Origin of the sequence: Psychrobium sp. 1_MG-2023 (genome assembly GCF_030689115.1) — a bacterium.
GTDB lineage: Bacteria > Pseudomonadota > Gammaproteobacteria > Enterobacterales > Psychrobiaceae > Psychrobium.
In genome coordinates, this window is record NZ_JAUYVJ010000002.1 from 37,722 (window position 1) to 56,863 (window position 19,142).

A 19,142-nucleotide genomic window follows, 5' to 3' on the forward strand; every position below is an offset into this window, starting at 1 on the left:
TGATCACCAATCTACTTGATAGGTTGTTTGCGGCGTAAGGCCACTCTCAATATGACTAACCTGACCATCATTAAAGTAAATGATCCTATGCGCTAGTTTAGCAATGGACGCATTGTGTGTGATAATGATACAAGTGGTTGCATACATCTGATTAACATCAATTAAGGCATTAAGTACCTTAAGTCCTGTTTGACTATCAAGCGCTCCCGTAGGCTCATCGCAGAGTAATACCTGTGGCTGTTTTGCTAACGCACGCGCGATGGCAACTCGCTGCTGCTCTCCCCCGGATAGCTGCGCAGGAAAATGGTCAAGGCGATGCTCTAAACCGACACTGGCTAGCGCCTGCTTAGGCGGAATTGATCGTTCGCTAATCTCTACTATTAATTGAACATTTTCAAGTGCAGTCAAACTGGGGACTAAGTTATACGCTTGAAAAACAAAGCCAAGATTGTGACGCCGAAAGTTGGTTAATGCAGCCTCATCAAAACTAGCAATATCTACCCCGTTAAACATTACATGACCACTGCTGGGTACATCGAGCCCACCAATGATGTTTAAGAATGTCGACTTACCACTGCCCGATGGGCCTAATAACACCACCACTTCACCAGAAAAAATATCTACATCGACGCCACGTAAAGCTGCAATTTCAGTGTCACCACTGCGGTAGGTTTTCGTTAAGTCCTTCGTACTAAAAACAGCAGCATCCATCGGGGCCCCCTTAGAACTACCCATCTTCTCAATCCTCTGCTCCAAGTATAGTCGGCATGGCTTTTTATTGAGGCAAAGCTGACTTTTTATCAAAAGTACTAATGTAGTATCCCATTAATACCCGTTATCTAGGTTCTTTTGATAGCTTGAGCAGGTCTACTTTTTTGACCAATAAAAACTAAGGAATGAACATGGCTACAGTACTAATTATTGCAGGTGATTTTGTTGAAGATTATGAAATTATGGTTCCGTTTCAAGCCCTACAAGCGTTAGGGCATCGCGTTGATGTAGTGTGCCCCGATAAAGTTGAAGGTGATTTTATTAAAACAGCAATTCATGATTTTGAAGGGGATCAAACCTACACCGAAAAACCTGGTCACTTATTTGCTCTTAACGCCGACTTTGCCACCATTTCACTAGCTGATTACGACGGGTTATTAATTCCTGGTGGTCGCGCTCCTGAATATCTGCGCCTGAATCCACTAGTTATTGAGCAAGTGCAGTATTTTTCAAATAGTAATAAGCCGATTGCTGCGGTGTGTCATGGTGCACAATTATTAACGGCAGCAAATGTTGTTGAAGGAAAAAAAATATCCGCCTACCCCGCCTGTGCGCCTGAGGTCACAGCTGCAGGCGGTATTTACCAAGAAATCGAGATTGATTCAGCAATTACTGACGGTAACATTGTTACAGCACCAGCATGGCCAGCTCACCCGCAATGGTTGCGTCAATTCCACCAGCTGTTATCTTAGACTGGAACTGATATTAAAAACTCAAGGAAATGTTGTGTGTGATCTGTATTCAAATGCTGAACCTGAACTCTTTGAACAAGTAACTCGCTCTGTCCGTATCGACGGTGTGGTAACGAGTATTCGCTTAGAGAAAGTCTTCTGGCAATTATTAAATCAAATCGCCGCGGCAGAGGAGCTTAAATTATCAACCTTCATCTCCCGTATCTATAATGAACGGGAAGCGCGTAATGATGATAACAGTAACTTTAGCTCCTTACTTCGTGTTGCATGTGTTACCTATATGAATAATGAGCAGCGATTAAAGCTAACCAATACCGAGCTCGTTTGACGACTATTGGTTAAAAACTATTTGCTGTTGCGGCTTAGGTAAACGAATGTCTGCTTTAATTAATTGAGAGGCTATAATCGCTCTAATCTCATCCCCCTGACAGCTTTGAGAAAGTTGTTCAATATCGGCAAATTCGGCAAACATTACATTTATTTCCAATGATTGTGGAAAACTTTGGTAATTCACCTGATGACTCAGCCACAAAAAATCATCACAAGCACCTTTTAGTTCATCGCAAGCGACACGCAGTTGCTTAACTAACCGACTCTCAATTTTTTTATCACTCTTTTTCATATAACCGCTTTAGTTTTAATTGTCCTGAACACAAAATTAGCCATTAAAGACAGAATACTGATATTAATATTGGCACTGCTGTACATGATAGTTTTGCAATAACTTAGCCACTGACTTTTTTGGGGTGCAGCTAATTTGCTGCATTAATGAGAAAGTGATTTGTTCGATACCATAATCCACTTTAATTTTATCTAGCATCACCAACCATAACTTAGCCGTCATTTGCGCATCAAATAACGCTCGGTGAAACTGTCCATCCCCCGCAAGCTGACAATGCTTAACTAAATTACCCAGGCTATGACTCTTCGCTTCCGTCAACAGTCGCCTCGCGATGAGTAAAGAACAAGTGAACTCTCCAGAATAATGGTGATCAATTAACTTCAGTTCATTATCTAAGAAACGTTGGTCAAAAGATGCATTGTGTGCAAGTAGGTTATCTTCACCTAGAAACTCACAAAATTGCGACATGACTTCAGCACATGGCAGGGCATTGGCTAACATGTGATTATTTATACCTGTATAATCGGCAATAAAGGTATTTACCTGCCGCCCAGGGTTCATTAATTGCTGAAACTCTTCAACAATTACACCATTACGAATACGCACGGCACCGATTTCAATGGCACGATCACCATTATCAGGCGAGAGCCCCGTTGTTTCAAAATCTAATACAACGATGTTGTCTGCTAATGCTGATGGCTCGTTACCACTCGCTAATGGCTTTACCATAATACTCACTCAAAGTTAGTTAGGGTCTAGTATTCATACTGACACTGCTCACAAGCAGCTACTAGCGCGATATTGTTACAAATTAATGGTATGAAGAGAATATTTATTTGCAGTACTGGCAAGCTTAATTATCTCAGTGCTATATTACCTTAACAATTAACCACTTTTATCAAACATCATGAGAAAAACAATAGCACTAATCGTTGCTTGCAGTCTTGTTTTACTAGTTAGCCCTAGCGCTTTAACCGCCCATGAGCATACACCCCCTATCACCGCACAAGAAAACTTACGGGGCTCTATTACCCCTGAACGTGCATGGTGGGATGTGCATCATTATCACTTAACAGTTAAGGTTGAACCTGAGACAAAAACGATCAATGGCACCAATGTTATGACCTATCAAGTCATTGGCCAACAACGCGCTTTGCAAATTGAGCTACAACCGCCAATGCATTTATACAAAGTCACTCAGCAAGATAAAACCTTAGCCGTTCAGCAACAAGGTGACAGCTATTTAATTACCTTACTCGAGCAGCAACACGTTGGTAAAGAATATCAACTAACTATGCATTTTGGAGGGCAGCCCAAAGAGGCCATAAAGCCCCCATGGGATGGCGGTATAACTTGGCAACAAGATAACAATGAATTGCCTTTTATCGCCAGTGCCAACCAAGGTATTGGCGCGAGTATTTGGTGGCCAAATAAAGATCACCCCTATGATGAACCAGACCATGGTGTTTTGATCAGTACAGAGGTGCCAAAGCATTTGATGAGTGTCTCGAACGGTCGCTTAGTTGGGATAGATAATCACCCCAAACGCCAAACAAAAACTTACCATTGGCAAGTGACCAACCCCATCAATAATTATGGCGTCAATATTAATATCGGTGACTATGTACACTTTGGCGATACGTACCAAGGTGAGCACGGCCGACTTGACATGAATTATTATGTGTTGCGTGACAATCTTAGTAAAGCACAGCAGCAGTTCGTACAGGCAAAATTAACCATTGAAGCCTTTGAGTATTGGTTTGGCCCTTACCCGTTTTATCAAGATAGCTATAAAATAGTCGAAGTTCCTTACTTAGGGATGGAACACCAAAGCTCAGTAACCTACGGCAATGGCTATAATAATGGATACAAGGGGCGCGATTTAAGCCAAACAGGCTGGGGAATGAAGTTTGACTTTATCATTGTTCACGAGACAGGCCATGAATGGTTTGCAAATAGCTTGACCAATAAAGATGTTGCCGACTTATGGATTCATGAGAGTTTTACCAATTACTCTGAAAGTTTATTTTTAGAATACCATTATTCAAAACAAGCAGCGGCCGAATATATCCGCGGCATGCGTGCAGGAATAAGTAATAAGACGCCAATCGTTGGGGTGTATAACGCAAACCGTAAAGGCTCAGGAGATATGTACAATAAAGGCGGTAATATGTTACATACCATCCGTCAAATCATTGATGATGATAAAAAATGGCGTGATATTTTACGTGGTTTGAATCAGCACTTTTATCACCAGACAGTGACGTCACAGCAAATTGAAGCGTACATGATTGAGCACTCGGGTAAGGATTTGAGTAAAGTCTTTGATCAATACCTACGTGACTACCGTATTCCAACATTAGAATATTTTGTGCAAGATCGCTTAATCAAAGTTCGTTGGAGCAATGTAATCTCAGGCTTCAACATGCCCGTTCGTGTAACAATTGATGGTAAAGTTCAATGGATAACACCCACCGTAACATGGACAAAGATAAAAACAGAGTCAGATAAACCAAGTTTCAGTGTCGACCCTGATTTTTATATTGCTTCGCTCAATATTCTAGGTAATTAAACCTTCGTCTCCATTGGCAATAACACGGATATATATTTATTCCAGTGACTATTGCCAATGGCTTGATTACACTGATAGCCACTTTTTATAATACCTCTACCGTCGCCACGTTTGACAGAGAACATCATAATGACAAAAAACACCTCACATTCTGCTCCTTTATCCAGTGCAGGCCTTCACGCACCGATCGCGAAAAAAGTGCCACATTTACTAGAAACTCATGGTCATCAGCGCAACGATAATTACTACTGGATGCGTGATGATGAACGAAAAGATCCTGAAATTCTTGCTCACCTAAACGCCGAGAATAGTTACTGTGAAGCAGTGATGGCTCCACAGCAGGCTCGTCAAGATGCACTGTTTAAAGAATTAAAATCACGGATTGTCAAAGACGACAGCAGCGTGCCTTGTAAAGATGGCGATTATTGGTATCACAGTGAAATTAGTGGCGAGCAAGAATACTCACGCTATTACCGCGCCACAAGCTTCGACGGAGACAATAAGCACCTATTATTAGATGTTAATGCACTAGCAGAGCCCCACGAATTTTTCGATCTTGGTGACCTATCTGTCAGCCCCAATGATCGCTTTTTATCATACTCTCAAGACACCGATAGTCGCCGTATTTATACCATTAAATTTAAGGACTTAAACACTGGCCACTACCTTGACGACGAGCTAGAAAATACCGAAGGACAACTCATTTGGGCTAATGACAACCAAACCGTCTTTTACGTCAAAAAAGATTTACAAACCTTACTTGGTACTCAAGTCTTTCGCCACAAATTAGGCACAAAGCAGGTAGATGATGAACTAGTGTATGAAGAGGAAGATCATAGTTTTTATTTATCATTGAGCAATAGCCGTGATGAATCATTGTTAATGATCAACCTACACGCTACAGAAACAACGGACTGTTGGGCGCTTGATGCAAATATTCCTGATGGTGAGTTTGTCCAATTAATAGAATTTCATGAAGAGCACGAATATCTCGTTGATAAGCTCGATGACACTTTCTATATTTTAACTAACTGGCAGGCTAAAAACTTCCGACTAATGTCTGCTAATAAAGATACTCTCTTTGACCGTGAACAATGGCAACAAGTCATTGCCCACCGAGATAATGTATTACTTGAAGACATTGAGTTATTCAACCAATACTTTGTGATCACGGAACGAGAACTGGGACAAATTCGCTTTATTGTCCATCAGTATACTGGTGAGAGTTTTCCCTTAACCTTTAATGATCCATGCTACGACGCCGCGCTAGGTGATAACCCCGAGCGCGACGCACGTGCTATCCGCTTAAGTTATTCAAGTTTAACCACACCAGCTACATTGTTTGAATGCCAACTCGATAATGGCGATAAAACCACCCTCAAGCAACAACAAGTATTAGGAGACTTTAATAGCAACAATTATAGTTCTGAGCGTATTTTTATTACCGCTCGCGATGGCGAACAAGTCCCTGTATCAATTGTCTACCGTAATGACTTATTTAACAAAGACGGTTCAAATCCGTTATTACAATACGGTTACGGTGCGTATGGCATTATCATCGATCCGCGATTTAGTAGTGATAATTTAAGTTTACTAGATCGAGGTTTTGTCTATGCCATCGCCCACGTTCGAGGTGGTGAAATGCTTGGTCGCCATTGGTATGAGCAAGGTAAAAAGCAACATAAGCAAAACACCTTTAATGACTTTATTGATGTGAGCAAAGCACTTATTGCACAAGGCTATACTCAAAGTGATCGCTTATTTGCTTCTGGTGGTAGCGCCGGCGGTTTATTAATGGGGGCTGTGATTAATCAGGCACCAGAACTTTACTGCGGTATTGAAGCCCAAGTGCCTTTTGTTGACGTCGTTACGACCATGCTTGATGAATCAATCCCATTAACGACCAATGAGTACGATGAATGGGGTAATCCGAATCAACAAGATGCTTATCAAACGATGCTTGCCTATTCACCTGTCGATAACGTTGCCAAACAAGATTACCCTCATTTACTCGTGATTACTGGGTTACATGACTCACAAGTACAATACTTCGAGCCCATGAAATGGGTGGCCAAATTACGCGAGTACAAGAGCGATGATAATTTACTATTATTTAAAACGGATATGGACGCTGGTCACGGCGGTGCTTCTGGCCGATTCAAGCGTTTAAAAGAGCAAGCGTTAGTTTTTACCTTTCTACTCAGCTTAGCCGAACAAGCAACAGCTAACCCAACATAGGACCTTCACATGGAATTCTCAAAATTAGGCAGTAGTGGGCTTGATGTATCAAGAGTGTGCCTTGGCAGCATGACATGGGGACTGCAAAATAACCAAGCAGATGCCAACGCTCAAATCGACTACGCGCTCTCACAGCAGGTTAACTTTATCGACACTGCCGAGATGTACGCCGTACCTCCATCAGCAGAAACCTACGGTAAGACAGAAACCATTATCGGCAATTGGCTTTGCCATAATCAGCAACACCGTCAAGACATTATCCTAGCAACAAAAGTTGCGGGCCCCGGCTTATCGTGGGTTCGTCAAGGGGCACCAATTACTGGGAAAACGGTCATTAGCGCCGTCGAAGGTTCATTAAAGCGTTTACAAACAGATTATATAGATTTATACCAGCTCCACTGGCCTAATCGACAGTCCCCCCACTTTGCACAACATTGGCCAGGTACACTGAATTTCACCGATCTAGATAGTCAAGCACATACCGAGCAAATGCTTGATATTCTGCAAGGCTTAGCAGAGTGTGTTAAAGCGGGGAAAATTCGTCACTGTGGCTTATCAGATGATACCCCGTGGGGAATTAATGAGTATTTACGATTAAGCCAAGCTCACGATTTGCCGCGTATGGTGTCAATTCAAAATGAATTTAGTTTGCTCCATACCAAAGATTGGCCTTATTTAATCGAGCAATGTGTTCATCAAGATATTGCTTACCTGCCATGGTCACCACTGGCTACTGGTATGCTAACCGGTAAGTATTTAAATGGCGAGCGTCCATCAGGCAGTCGCTGGACGCTGATGCAACGTAATGGCTTATTCAGAGACACACCTCAAAGTGAACAGGCTGTACGAGCCTATGTGGAATTAGCTAAGGCGTATAATTTAGCACCTGCGGCGTTGGCCTTAGCTTGGTGTAATCAAGTTAACGGCGTTAGCTCAACCATTATTGGTGCAACCACACAACAACAGCTTATCGAAAATATAGCCGCCTTTGAGCAGCCTCTCTCTCAACAAATTTTAGCTGATATAACGGATATTTTACGCCAATATCCGAGTCCCTTTTAATCAAAAATCATCAACGTAGCGAGCTTCACCATTTAATGCCACACTACAAGCTTGCCACGTTGATACTTGGTTTCATTTGACTGAACTCTCAACAGCCTCACCATTAACCTCAATGTTGTACTATCCTTAGGGAATAGCACATTCAGGGGTAACCATGATGACTAGTTTCTATTCTTCGCTTAGTATTATTCTCGCATGTTTAATCAGCTTTTCTGCAACAGCAATCAATATGGAGCAAGCCAATACCTTAGAGGGGAAATCCTTTCCTGGCAGTATTAAAGCTCAAGGTCTCATTGGCTTTAGTGGGGTCAAAGGTACACTATCCTTTAACAACGGCTTACTCACTTGGACCGCACTACATGGTCGAGACTCCGGGGTTTATCAAATTAAAAAGCATCAACAAGCACATCAATTTAAAGCCAGCGTTATTATCGAAAACGATGAGCACATTCAATGGACTGGTCGTTATGACGGTCAATCTCTCTATGATGTAAAAGCCGTGTGGAGTCGAAACACGGGGGATTTTATCCATGACAGGTTACTTCCCGATGTTGTCACCTTGATCTTCACTCCAGATTAACCTTTAATCAAAAAACGACGGATTGTTGACGATAAACTTAACGTAAATACAGCATAATACTGGCGATCTACGGCTGCTTACATTATGATCTTGCCCATTTATAGCCAATGGAATATAAGTCACAATGTCTGTGCAGGATGTATCAAGAAAAGAATTTATTATGCTGTTTTTTAAAGGCGCAGGGATGGGAGCAGCAGATGTTGTACCTGGCGTTTCAGGCGGCACCGTCGCTTTTATCACAGGAATTTATGAGCGGCTATTAAATGCAATTAAAAGTGTCAACCTCGATGCTGCCAAACTATTATTTTCTCAAGGGTTTGTATCCGCTTGGCGTCATATTGACGGTACCTTTTTATTGGCTGTTTTTGCCGGTTTAATTACCAGTGCCCTGTCTTTAGCCAAGGTTATTACTTATTTACTTGAGCACCATCAAATTCTAGTATGGTCGTTCTTTTTCGGCTTGATTATTGCCTCTTTTATTCACATCGCCAAACAAGTCGAACGCTGGCATATCAATACCATGGTAGCTTGTGCGATTGGAGCAACAATTGCCTTCGTCATAACCTCCCTAGCCCCCGCAGAAGCAAATCCACAATGGTGGTTTTATTTCGTTTCCGGCGCCATTGCTATTTGCGCAATGATTTTGCCCGGTATTTCTGGGAGCTTTATCCTATTATTACTGGGGATGTACGGTCATGTACTCGCTGCGGTCAATAGCTTAGCCTTTAACTATATTGGGTTATTTGTCGCAGGCTGTATCGTTGGTTTAATGGTGTTCTCACGCTTTTTATCTTGGCTGTTGGCAAAGTACCATCAACTCACCTTTGCGTTATTATCAGGTTTTTTATTGGGATCGCTCAACTTATTATGGCCATGGAAACAAGTAGTAACCACCTATACAAACTCGAAAGGTATTGAGAAGCCGTTAACTCAACAAAATATTTTACCGGGTGAATACACGACTCTCGTTGGACAAGATGCCAATACCCTACTTTGTATTGGGCTGATGGCGTTTGGCTTAGGACTTATCTTAGCCATCGAACACATTACTAAAGAGAAGTAATACTTGGTATAAACGCACCAACATTATTTACGTTGGTGCGCCTTTCTAACCATCACCTTTCTAACTACCTGAACAGCCTGACTTTGCCATTAGTAAACCATGTTTGATGCGCTAAAAACGCCCCAAAACTTACCAAACTTAGCCCAGCAATTAATGTCACTGAAACCACTTCACCAAAGACAAAAATAGCTGTAATACCAGACACCAATGGAACAATAGCCATCATAGCACCCATTGAGGACGGTCCAATTGATTGTACAGCACGCACGTAACAAAGCACTTGAACTATGGTTGCTAAAAAGCCCTGATAAACAGCCTGAATTGCAATAGTATCTATCATCGCCATCGATAGGTTATTAGGCAGCATCGTAAGATACACTGGCATATAGAATACGCAGGTCACAACAGCAAGGCTCACTGTCACTTGCCACGGAGTAATACCCCAGCGCTTGATTAAAATAGAAAATAGAGACCAACAAACTGAGCCGCCAAGCAGATACAAATGCCCAATTGTTAAGCCTTGTTGAGCACTAAGTAAAGGAACAAATAGCGTTAATATACCTAATGTAATGATGCCAATCCCGAGCCACTTTTCAAACGCGTGACGCTCGCCATTGATTAAAAATGAAAAGACAATAATGAACAATGGCATCAAACCGGGTAACAAAACCGCAGCATGTGAAGCCGGAGCATATTCAAAGCCATGAAAGGTACATAGTGCGTAAGCCAACCCACCAATCAAGCTGCATGCAATGAGCTTTTTATCGAGCAAATTAAAGCGTAGCTTAAACCACCAGATGGGCAAAACAATTAAAGCACAAGTGGTATAACGAATAGCTATGATGTCATAAGCTTCCAGAGCACTGATCCCACCCATACGCGAGACAATGATAAAGCCAGACCAAATCAGGGCAGCAACTAAAGCAAAATAATAGCCGGAATTAATATGAAGCATCGACCGTCTTTATAAGGAGTAAAAGAGATGTAGCACCATAGCACCTAAACGAGGCTCTCGGCATTGGCCATTAGCAGGGTCAGCATATCTATTCTCATCAGCAGAGCTTAGTGAAGATTACTCATTAACTCGACCGCGTTTAAGAGAACGTTGTGCCAATAGCCAAGTCACGTAAGAAAAAAAGGCAATCCCTAATCCATCTGCTAATAAGTCTTTACTGTCAAGTGTGCGTGTAGGGATCAACCCCTGACTTAACTCTTCAGCCACTACGAAGACAGAGACTAGCACGCTCCCCAAATAACATCGAACGCGCATGACATTAACTACTTTATAATTTAACGCAATATTTAATAATAAACATAGCACTCCAAATAGCGTAAAGTGCCCTAGCTTGTCGCCATGAGGAATAGACAATACAAGTTTAAACAGGATATTTGACTCTCCTGTATTGGCTATGTGAATAGCCCATAAAATACAGCAAAAAAACACACTTGCCACCGCGGTAAAAAACTTATTCTTCATACTCAACTAAACCTATGATTACTTAATTAAAGTTATAACCCCTATCATTACTAACATAGGCTGAATAAGCGATGAACTTTTACCACTTAGACACGAATGATGGACAAAAAAATACCAGTGACAATATACGTCACTGGTACTGTATTATTAACTACGCTAGCTGGACAACCCAACCTCAGTTCAATTAACGACGTTTGTTGCGCGCGGCGATGGTTTGCAAAAACTCTTTTAATTGCTCTTCAGCCCATGATTGCGCATCAGACTCTGAAGCAAAGCCATCTTGGCTTTTAGAAACAATGGTCTGCTTTGCAGTTTTACGACGCGTAATTTGCGCAGTCCAGCTACCATTATCTTCAATTAAATTAATATCAAATTTCTTACTATTGCTCATTAGTATTCCTAACAATTAGACTTGAATAAAGTCACATTAACGGTTTAACTCATGCGTCCAAGAATCGGGATCGCTTATGGGCGATAGTGTACACGGTTATTGCGTTAAATGCTGCGTTGTTTTTTTTACGAAGACCCAACAATGGGTAATAAAATGAACATTACCCAGAAAGGAGCCACCGAAGCTAAAACGATTCTTTAATACTATAGATAAATGATAGGGCTTTGTTCAAAGAGCTTTGGGCAAACGTGGCTTAGCTCCACTCACTAATATCAATATTATTGACGCTAACCAACTTTAGTTCCCTTCGCATGACAATACATTGACTTACCATTTAGCACAGCATAAGTCTTTCTTTTAGCGAATATTCCCATCAAATATAACCAAGCTCGGTTACACTTGATGGTATGGCTAAACGGCGAAAAAAGAAAGGTACGCTTACTTAGTTAAACGTAACACAAAGCTTACAGGGACGGTGTAGCCAATTCGTGATAAGCCTGCTAACTCCCGTAACTTATCTATTCCAGCAACCAGCTTATAATCTTGCGCTTTAATCAATAATGGTTTTAAACTCGTCACCAGTATAGTGTCAGCACTCACTTTAGTCACGCTCACAGCGACCTCAACGTCTTGCACTTGTGTCAGTAATGACAGTTTGGCTTGAACCTTGGTTTTTATGGTTTCACCGACAGGTAGTTGCGCAATAAGTCTTTTTGAAACCACCGCTTTGAGGTTAGCCGATGGGTATTGCTCAGTGTTAAATAAATGCTTTTTCATTCGAACATCACGAATATCAATACCAGTATTAACACTAGTCAAATCGATATCCACACTAAATGTACCATTTTCAAATAAAGCACCTGATATGCTTTCAAAATGGTGGGCTTCCGCGACATGATCTTTTTTGACACTTACAAAGTTGACTTGAGATTTAGCATTATCAATATGCCAAGCAGCCTGAGTAGAAAATGAAAATAAAGCACCGGCCGCAACAAGCGGAATAACCTTAAGCACCGTTGAACGAAGCATAATAATCCTTAAATAGAAATGATAATTGCTTATGATAGAGCTATTTTATGCTTTATACCAATACCATTCGATATGAGTTATGCGAGTTGATTATGATATAGATAAAGCTGAAAAGATAAAAAAGGGCAAGCAATGCTTACCCTTTTGGTCAGTATTAAGAAAGCTTAAAAGAAGCTTATTTTATATTCAACGCCCCAGAAAGCAGGATCGTTCACAATACCTGTTACATTATTAAAGTCGACACCGCCAATGATACTTTCATCATTAGTGATATTACGACCAAACAATGCAACTTCATGTGAGTTCATTTCTGTATCCCAGTTGTAACCTACACGGATACCACCTTCTAATAACTTATCATCGCTAAACTCAGCTGCTTCATAAAGGAAGAAGTTAATTTTGCTACGATATGCCCAATCGGTGTAAGCAAATAATTCACCATCAGCGAATTCTTTTGAATAGCGAAGGGTAAAATTAGCAATCCACTCTGGTGCATGCGGTAAGCTGTTACCATCAATAACCGCACGACCGTCTGCATTCACAGGATCTAACACAGTACAATGATGACTAGCACCTTTATCAGCAGTACAGTAATCAACAGCTAAACCACTGTCTTTGATTTCTGTTTTATTATAGCTAAGGCCAACTGTCGCTAATAAATCTTCGGTAATTGCAATTTCTGAATCAACTTCGAAACCGTAGCCATTAGTTTTGTCAGCATTTAATAGTTTATTGCTGTTAGACTCACCGCCCACAGCAGTTAACTGTTGATCATCCATCGTATAATAGAAAGCACTCACATTTACCCGAGCACGATCGTCCCATACACTTGACTTAATACCCGCTTCAATAGAGTTAATCGTTTCTGATTTTGCAACTGTCACAGGATCATCACCCGTTAAGTTATCATCAAATAACACTCGACCTTGAATCGATGGTGCACGGAAACCTTTAGCCAGTCGACCGTAAACGTTGACGTCATCATTTAACTGTTTGAAAACACTCAAGTCCCAGCTAACCTGTGAATCACTAGGGTTGCGTTTAAATGGGCCAATCTCGTCTGGCACTCCTAAAAACCCTAAGTTTGACTGCGTACGAGCGGCAACAAAATCTTTTTCATCATGAGAGTAACGAATACCCGCCGTAACTTTAGTCGTTTCATTAACGTCGTAGTCAGCTGAACCAAACACAGCCCATGCGTTGGTGTCTTGAGTTTGCCAAGCATAACCGTTTTGAGCACCACCACTAAACAACGAATCATAGCTAAAGCTTTCAATGGTTATTTCTTCTTTAAAGAAGAATGCACCGAATTGATAATCAAGGGCACCTAATTCATTTGATGCAACACGAATCTCTTGTGATAACTGTTGGTGATCGGGAATGGCATCAGCGCTTTCTGCTGAAAATGGAATTAAACCAGGACCGCTAACCTCTGTAAATACGGCACCGTAGCCACCGTCAACATCGGCACGAGAGTACATTTCAACACTTTCATACCCTGTGATTGCAGTGATTGTGTGATCTTGTAATACATACTCTAACGTTAAGCTCGCGCCTTGGTTATCTACACGCTGAGTCGCGTTATGGGCAGCATCATGATAAACCGTGTCACGGTCAAAGCCACTCACTAAGTCATTGGTACCAGACTTGATTGTATTCGCTCTAAACGCAATAGGCTTACCATTTAAGTCACGCCAGTGATAATTCAGTAGTGCGCTAAAGTCGTCTGACTCATACAAAAACTGTACACGACCAGCAATTTCTTGATAGCCACCTAAAACGCCGTCTTGCTCAAAGCCAGGGGCTTTATTATCAATCCAATTGTCTTTCGTTTGGCGTAACAATGAAACGCGCGTTGATAGTTCATCAGTTAAACCAAAACCAACAGCACCTTGTAAATCAACAGCATTATGAGTGCCATACGACGCAGAGAAATAACCATCTAAATCTTGTGTTGGTTTCGCCGAGTCAAACTTAACCAAACCCGCTGGCGTATTACGGCCAAACAGCGTTCCTTGAGGACCACGAAGGACTTCAACCCCTTCAAGATCAAACACAGGAAATCCTTTTAAGATAGGATTTTCCATCACGACATTATCAAACACTAATGATACGGGTTGTGATGCATTTAGGTCGAAATCAGTATTGCCTAAACCACGAACATAAAAGCGCGGAAAAGTACGACCAAATGAAGACTCAATACTTAAACTTGGGATACGCGCAGACAAGAAGCGAATATCCATACCGCTAGAGCCATACGCATCTAATGCTTCACCTTGTACAGCAGCAACTGAAACTGGCACTTCTTGTAAGTTTTGAGTACGACGCTGGGCGGTCACTTCAATCACTTCAAGCTTAACTTCTTTTTCTGGTTCTGGTGCAGCAAACGCATTGACACTCGTTGCGGTGGTGGCTAACAATGCAGCCTTAATACACCAAGCCAACGGCTTGTGTTTAGGTGAGTTCATAATAATCTCTTAATTAACTAATTATCGGATCCTTGGACAGTCTGAGTGAAAACACTCCATATCATCATTCCCTGATACTGTAAGCATAGCTTAGCGTATGACTTAAAGCGGGCGCATTTTACGAGGCAAATCTCATTTTTTATACAAAACTAACTCTTAATTGTGAATGCCCTCACAAAAAGCTAGTGATTATTTTCAAGTGACGTAGAATAAATGCAAAGAAAAAATACCTAAGCTATTGAATTATTTTCAAACAAGCCTATAAGTTAACACTTGTGACAACTTAATATTTATCACCCCCATTAAAAAAGCCAAAATACACGCTGTATTTTGGCTTTCGATATCAAACGAATCTGCGACAGTAATGGCGCAAAAAAATTCTTAGATTAATTTAACGCGAGTACGACTTTTTCTGAACGCAGTGATTTTGCTAATAAAAAAGTCATCGCAACCGAGATCACAATCGTAGCAATATTTGTTAATACAAACGCCATCACATCAAGGCTCTGACCTTTATATAGCTCTTCCATAATAATACTGTGGCCCGCTAATGGCAGGTTATTTAACCACTCAGGCTTATGCGGCATGAAAGTGATTGCCATCGGGACAAGCATTGGCAAAATTAAAATCATTGAAAGGTATGATTGTGCCTCTTTAAAACTTTTTGCTCTGTAGGCAAAAAATAACTGGGCAATACTCGCCAAATAAGCCAGTGGAATAATCATCGCGGCAATGATTATCATGGTTAACGGATCAACAACAATAGAGATACCTAACTTTTCTAACGGCAACATGGTCATGGTAAACGTCATTGCAAACATGGTTAACACCGAAGCAATCGCAGCATAAACGCTGACACAAGCTACTTTAGATAGCACAATCTTAGTGGTAGACACTGGTTGACATAGAATCAACTCTAACGAATGGCGCTCACGTTCACCGGCACTGGTATCGATTGATGCGGTCATTGATGCAGTAAATAACGCCATCATAATGAACATACCCACAATGCCCATTAACAAGCCACTTTTAGACTCTGGTGTTGCCGTATCTTGCACCGTAATTGAAATTGGCTGGGTAATTCGCGGGTCAATACCGCGCATCAGCAAACGCACAGAACCGACCTGACTGCTATAAGCAGCTATTATCCCTTCAATATGTTTAAGGGTAGTGCCCAAGTTTTTATTACTATAATCAGCTTTTAGGGTTATCTCAACAGTTTTACCCTGTGACATATTTTCACTAAAGTCTTCAGGTATAGTCAATACGACTTGACGCTTTTGCCACTTCTCCGCTTCTTTCTCTGGCACGTTTTCGATCGAAAGAATTTGTTTAGCTTTTAAAAATTCAACCAACTTTGGCGCATTTTCTGCCCCAACATATTCGATATAACTATCTTTAGTTTCTATAGCTTCTTCAATTTGAAACATAAAAACAGCGGCCATAATTAGGGGGCCTGAAACCACCGCAAATAGCGCCGCCATAATAGCACGACGATCACGAAACGCTTCGCGAAACTCTTTAACGACTAATCCTTTAAAAACGCTCATTATGCCGCTACCCCTTCATCACTACCAATAATTGCTACAAACGCATCTTCGAGTTGCTCTTTACCAGCCAAATCGCACAGCTCTTGCGGTGACCCCTGGGCAACCACTCGCCCCTTAGCCACCACAATCACCTTGTCACACAACGCAGCGACTTCTTGCATCACGTGGCTCGAAAATAGAATGCAATGTCCTTGGGCTTTTAATGCCAGTAACTGTTCACGTAACAACCGAGTACTCATCACGTCTAATCCTCGGGTCGGTTCATCAAGCACTAAGTTTTGCGGTCGATGAACTAACGCTTGTGCCAAGGTTACTTTCATTCGTTGACCTTGAGAAAAGCCTTCTGTTTTACGGTCAGCAATCTCTGTCATATCAAGATCGCTCATCACGCGATCTAACGCTTGATTAAGTGCCTTTCCAGTTAACCCGTGCATTTGTGCAAAATATTCAACTTGCTCTCGAGCCGTTAGTCGTTCACTCATACCAAACTGATCGGGGAAAATACCTAAGGACTTTCGAGCCTCTAGCGGTGACTCATCGACATTAATTTTGTCGATAAATGCAGCCCCAGTATTGGCTTTCAATAAACCATATAAAATCCGTAAACAAGTTGTTTTACCCGCACCATTAGGCCCTAAGATTCCGGTGATCTCGCCATCTTTTGCCTCAAAAGAAATCGACTCAACGGCGGTGAAGTCACCAAATTTTTTCGATAAATTATCTACTTTTAACATGTTATGTCCTACCAGTTACCGTTGTTATTCATTAAGAAGCCAGGAACAGGCTGCTCGTCTAAACAGCTATCATCAATATCATCAAATGATACTTTATCAATATATTGCGCAATCATCTTTCCAGCACACGTTTGAGTAACTAAACCATGCCCTGCTTTTTTAGCCACATAATGCTTATGAACTGACAAACCCTTTGCTGCTAAATCAGCCCACGCTGGTGGGGTTACAGGGTCTAACTCACCCGATAGTAATAGTGTTGGAATGTCGGAAACCACTTGGTCACCAAAATTAGCTGGCGCGTCAAACTTAGGCCAGTGTTGACAGACCATGTTCAATCCAGACATAGAGTGCTGACCTGAAAATGAATTTTCTTTATCTTTAGCTAATAACGCTGCATCAGCACGAGGGATATCTTCGTTACAGATAATATTAAAATGAAGCCCAGTGTAAATCTTAGATTGTGGTTCTTGACTAGCGGCAATTAGTCCACTCAGTGGCTTATAATTTTTTAATGCAAACTGCTCAATAACAAACGGGATCAACTCGCGTTGCCCTGTACTGTACATTAACGAATGCAACGTCCCGATGAATTTAGCGGTATCTACTTTTAACGTCACTGGTTTATCTGTGACAGGGTGATCAATGACCGTCTCAATCGTTTGTTGTTCAAGTTCACTGCGAACTGTGAGGTAATCTTGACGTAAATTTGGATACTTTTGACGACACTTATCTTCTTGATGACATTGCTCAATGAGCAAATCAAATGAGCGTGCTGCTTCAGCACCCATCGGGCCAACAGCAATTTGAGGGGGAACCACGCCATCAAGAATAACCGAGCGTAACGCTTGTGGCTTTTCGCGCATATAAACCATCGCTGCACGTGAGCCATAAGAGATTCCGTAAAGGTTGATTTGTTCATAACCTAATGCTTCACGTACCGCTTCAAAGTCAAGTACCGCATTATTAGTATTGTACTGAGCTAGGTCGTGATCATAGCTCTCAAGACATTTGTTGACATCTGATACATCAAAGTCTGCAAATACATCACTGTATGGATTTGCCTGTGAGTCTTCACAAAGTAGAGGATTCGATTTACCAGTCCCGCGTTGGTCGATTAACACTAGATCACGATTTTCTCGAGTTTCTCTGAAGATTTTAATCAACATGCCGGTTAATTCTGAGCTCGCTTGACCGGGACCGCCCATTAACAAAAATAATGGATCTTTTTTAGGCGTTGTAGAAATAGCGTTGACGACGATAACATGCACTCCAAGAGTTGCTCCCTGGGGCTTAGTCCAATCTTCTGGCACAGTCAATGAACCACATTTAAGCTGTGTTTTCACACCGTCAACAAAACACGAATCTAAACTAAGTGATGGTTTCTTCTGATTATCTTGAGCTTGTGAGTCATGGCTCCAACTGAGGCCCATAACGCCTAGTAACAATGAAAGGTTTAATATCGATCTGATTTTCAAGATATATCCTTATTAATTCTAATTATTTTTCCGAAGGCAAGATTGTATCGGATTGAAAATGTTATGCGAGTAAAAATTGTAACAAACTGATCCAGCCACTCGATACACTAGAATCATTTGAAAAATGATCAAAATTAACTTATCGTTAATACACAACAGTTACTAGACTAAAGTCTCTAAAAGTTTTAAAGGGAATCTGATGGCAGATATTTTACATGGAAAGGTTAAATTCTTTAATTGCTCAAAAGGTTTTGGCTTTATTGAACAAGCCAATGGACCCGATCTTTTTGTTCACTTTAGCGGGATTCAAGATGATGGTTACAAGACCTTAGAAGACGGTCAGACCGTGCGATTTACCATTTCCGATGGACCTAAAGGACCGCACGCGACAGACGTCGTTGCCGTTTAGTTACGCATT

Annotated in this window: 19 protein-coding genes; 8 read left to right on the top strand and 11 right to left on the bottom strand. The window is 41.4% G+C overall.

Going from position 1 to position 19,142, the window contains the following annotated elements:
- Positions 1-3 precede the first annotated feature (3 nt).
- Positions 4-735 carry an ABC transporter ATP-binding protein gene (locus Q8W26_RS01245; protein ID WP_305471963.1) on the bottom strand — a complete coding sequence of 244 codons (732 nt, stop codon included), beginning with the start codon at positions 733-735 and terminating at the stop codon, positions 4-6.
- 167 nt (positions 736-902) lie between these two features.
- Between Q8W26_RS01245 and Q8W26_RS01250 the strand changes: the two genes are divergently transcribed.
- On the top strand, positions 903-1,463 hold the full coding sequence (locus Q8W26_RS01250; protein WP_101213111.1) for a DJ-1/PfpI family protein: 561 nt from the start codon (positions 903-905) through the stop codon (positions 1,461-1,463).
- 34 nt (positions 1,464-1,497) lie between these two features.
- The gene (locus Q8W26_RS01255; RefSeq protein ID WP_101213110.1) at positions 1,498-1,791 is read left to right on the top strand and encodes a ribbon-helix-helix domain-containing protein; all 294 of its coding nucleotides are present in this window, start codon (positions 1,498-1,500) and stop codon (positions 1,789-1,791) included.
- A gap of 3 nt (positions 1,792-1,794) precedes the next feature.
- On the opposite strand, the gene Q8W26_RS01260 is transcribed toward Q8W26_RS01255, so the two are convergent.
- Together Q8W26_RS01260 and Q8W26_RS01265 are read right to left on the bottom strand one after the other, a co-directional pair.
- A complete protein-coding gene (locus Q8W26_RS01260) occupies positions 1,795-2,085 on the bottom strand; it encodes a hypothetical protein (protein WP_101213109.1) in 291 nt (96 codons plus the stop codon).
- Between the two features lie 63 nt (positions 2,086-2,148).
- Complete coding sequence (locus tag Q8W26_RS01265) at positions 2,149-2,814, bottom strand: PolC-type DNA polymerase III (RefSeq protein ID WP_101213108.1); 666 nt, start codon at positions 2,812-2,814, stop codon at positions 2,149-2,151.
- A 178-nt stretch (positions 2,815-2,992) separates the two neighbouring features.
- Between Q8W26_RS01265 and Q8W26_RS01270 the strand changes: the two genes are divergently transcribed.
- The 5 genes from Q8W26_RS01270 (at position 2,993) to Q8W26_RS01290 (ending at position 9,600) form a co-directional block, all read left to right on the top strand.
- Entirely contained in the window at positions 2,993-4,657 is a 1,665-nt protein-coding gene (locus Q8W26_RS01270; protein ID WP_101213107.1) for a M1 family metallopeptidase, read from the top strand.
- A gap of 129 nt (positions 4,658-4,786) precedes the next feature.
- Entirely contained in the window at positions 4,787-6,895 is a 2,109-nt protein-coding gene (locus tag Q8W26_RS01275) for a S9 family peptidase (RefSeq protein ID WP_101213106.1), read from the top strand.
- Positions 6,896-6,904: 9 nt separating this feature from the next.
- The gene (locus Q8W26_RS01280; protein WP_101213105.1) at positions 6,905-7,957 is read left to right on the top strand and encodes an aldo/keto reductase; all 1,053 of its coding nucleotides are present in this window, start codon (positions 6,905-6,907) and stop codon (positions 7,955-7,957) included.
- A 154-nt stretch (positions 7,958-8,111) separates the two neighbouring features.
- Complete coding sequence (locus Q8W26_RS01285; protein ID WP_101213104.1) at positions 8,112-8,537, top strand: hypothetical protein; 426 nt, start codon at positions 8,112-8,114, stop codon at positions 8,535-8,537.
- A 160-nt stretch (positions 8,538-8,697) separates the two neighbouring features.
- Positions 8,698-9,600 carry a DUF368 domain-containing protein gene (locus tag Q8W26_RS01290; RefSeq protein ID WP_305471970.1) on the top strand — a complete coding sequence of 301 codons (903 nt, stop codon included), beginning with the start codon at positions 8,698-8,700 and terminating at the stop codon, positions 9,598-9,600.
- A gap of 64 nt (positions 9,601-9,664) precedes the next feature.
- On the opposite strand, the gene Q8W26_RS01295 is transcribed toward Q8W26_RS01290, so the two are convergent.
- The 8 genes from Q8W26_RS01295 to Q8W26_RS01330 form a co-directional block, all read right to left on the bottom strand.
- Positions 9,665-10,555 (bottom strand): DMT family transporter, encoded by an 891-nt coding sequence (locus tag Q8W26_RS01295; protein ID WP_101213102.1) that lies wholly within the window; start codon positions 10,553-10,555, stop codon positions 9,665-9,667.
- A 117-nt stretch (positions 10,556-10,672) separates the two neighbouring features.
- Positions 10,673-11,077, bottom strand: a complete 405-nt coding sequence (locus tag Q8W26_RS01300; RefSeq protein WP_101213101.1) for a VanZ family protein — start codon at positions 11,075-11,077, stop codon at positions 10,673-10,675.
- Positions 11,078-11,261: 184 nt separating this feature from the next.
- Positions 11,262-11,468: a DUF3622 domain-containing protein gene (locus Q8W26_RS01305; protein ID WP_101213100.1), complete on the bottom strand. Its 207-nt coding sequence runs from the start codon at positions 11,466-11,468 to the stop codon at positions 11,262-11,264.
- Positions 11,469-11,906: 438 nt separating this feature from the next.
- A complete protein-coding gene (locus tag Q8W26_RS01310) occupies positions 11,907-12,497 on the bottom strand; it encodes a YceI family protein (protein ID WP_101213099.1) in 591 nt (196 codons plus the stop codon).
- A 164-nt stretch (positions 12,498-12,661) separates the two neighbouring features.
- The gene (locus Q8W26_RS01315) at positions 12,662-14,965 is read right to left on the bottom strand and encodes a TonB-dependent receptor (RefSeq protein WP_101213098.1); all 2,304 of its coding nucleotides are present in this window, start codon (positions 14,963-14,965) and stop codon (positions 12,662-12,664) included.
- Positions 14,966-15,351: 386 nt separating this feature from the next.
- Positions 15,352-16,515: an ABC transporter permease gene (locus Q8W26_RS01320; RefSeq protein WP_101213097.1), complete on the bottom strand. Its 1,164-nt coding sequence runs from the start codon at positions 16,513-16,515 to the stop codon at positions 15,352-15,354.
- Positions 16,515-17,249, bottom strand: a complete 735-nt coding sequence (locus Q8W26_RS01325; protein WP_101213096.1) for an ATP-binding cassette domain-containing protein — start codon at positions 17,247-17,249, stop codon at positions 16,515-16,517. Before Q8W26_RS01325 ends, Q8W26_RS01320 begins: the two co-directional genes overlap by 1 nt.
- A gap of 8 nt (positions 17,250-17,257) precedes the next feature.
- Positions 17,258-18,724, bottom strand: a complete 1,467-nt coding sequence (locus tag Q8W26_RS01330) for an alpha/beta hydrolase (RefSeq protein WP_101213095.1) — start codon at positions 18,722-18,724, stop codon at positions 17,258-17,260.
- Between the two features lie 199 nt (positions 18,725-18,923).
- Between Q8W26_RS01330 and Q8W26_RS01335 the strand changes: the two genes are divergently transcribed.
- The gene (locus Q8W26_RS01335; protein WP_101213094.1) at positions 18,924-19,133 is read left to right on the top strand and encodes a cold-shock protein; all 210 of its coding nucleotides are present in this window, start codon (positions 18,924-18,926) and stop codon (positions 19,131-19,133) included.
- Positions 19,134-19,142 lie beyond the last annotated feature (9 nt).

Coding starts and splice junctions, on each gene's coding strand:
- Q8W26_RS01245 (WP_305471963.1), bottom strand. CDS start 735: ATGGGTAGTTCTAAGGGGGCCCCGATGGATGCTGCTGTTTTTAGTACG.
- Q8W26_RS01250 (WP_101213111.1), top strand. CDS start 903: ATGGCTACAGTACTAATTATTGCAGGTGATTTTGTTGAAGATTATGAA.
- Q8W26_RS01260 (WP_101213109.1), bottom strand. CDS start 2,085: ATGAAAAAGAGTGATAAAAAAATTGAGAGTCGGTTAGTTAAGCAACTG.
- Q8W26_RS01265 (WP_101213108.1), bottom strand. CDS start 2,814: ATGGTAAAGCCATTAGCGAGTGGTAACGAGCCATCAGCATTAGCAGAC.
- Q8W26_RS01270 (WP_101213107.1), top strand. CDS start 2,993: ATGAGAAAAACAATAGCACTAATCGTTGCTTGCAGTCTTGTTTTACTA.
- Q8W26_RS01275 (WP_101213106.1), top strand. CDS start 4,787: ATGACAAAAAACACCTCACATTCTGCTCCTTTATCCAGTGCAGGCCTT.
- Q8W26_RS01280 (WP_101213105.1), top strand. CDS start 6,905: ATGGAATTCTCAAAATTAGGCAGTAGTGGGCTTGATGTATCAAGAGTG.
- Q8W26_RS01285 (WP_101213104.1), top strand. CDS start 8,112: ATGATGACTAGTTTCTATTCTTCGCTTAGTATTATTCTCGCATGTTTA.
- Q8W26_RS01290 (WP_305471970.1), top strand. CDS start 8,698: ATGCTGTTTTTTAAAGGCGCAGGGATGGGAGCAGCAGATGTTGTACCT.
- Q8W26_RS01295 (WP_101213102.1), bottom strand. CDS start 10,555: ATGCTTCATATTAATTCCGGCTATTATTTTGCTTTAGTTGCTGCCCTG.
- Q8W26_RS01300 (WP_101213101.1), bottom strand. CDS start 11,077: ATGAAGAATAAGTTTTTTACCGCGGTGGCAAGTGTGTTTTTTTGCTGT.
- Q8W26_RS01305 (WP_101213100.1), bottom strand. CDS start 11,468: ATGAGCAATAGTAAGAAATTTGATATTAATTTAATTGAAGATAATGGT.
- Q8W26_RS01310 (WP_101213099.1), bottom strand. CDS start 12,497: ATGCTTCGTTCAACGGTGCTTAAGGTTATTCCGCTTGTTGCGGCCGGT.
- Q8W26_RS01315 (WP_101213098.1), bottom strand. CDS start 14,965: ATGAACTCACCTAAACACAAGCCGTTGGCTTGGTGTATTAAGGCTGCA.
- Q8W26_RS01320 (WP_101213097.1), bottom strand. CDS start 16,515: ATGAGCGTTTTTAAAGGATTAGTCGTTAAAGAGTTTCGCGAAGCGTTT.
- Q8W26_RS01325 (WP_101213096.1), bottom strand. CDS start 17,249: ATGTTAAAAGTAGATAATTTATCGAAAAAATTTGGTGACTTCACCGCC.
- Q8W26_RS01335 (WP_101213094.1), top strand. CDS start 18,924: ATGGCAGATATTTTACATGGAAAGGTTAAATTCTTTAATTGCTCAAAA.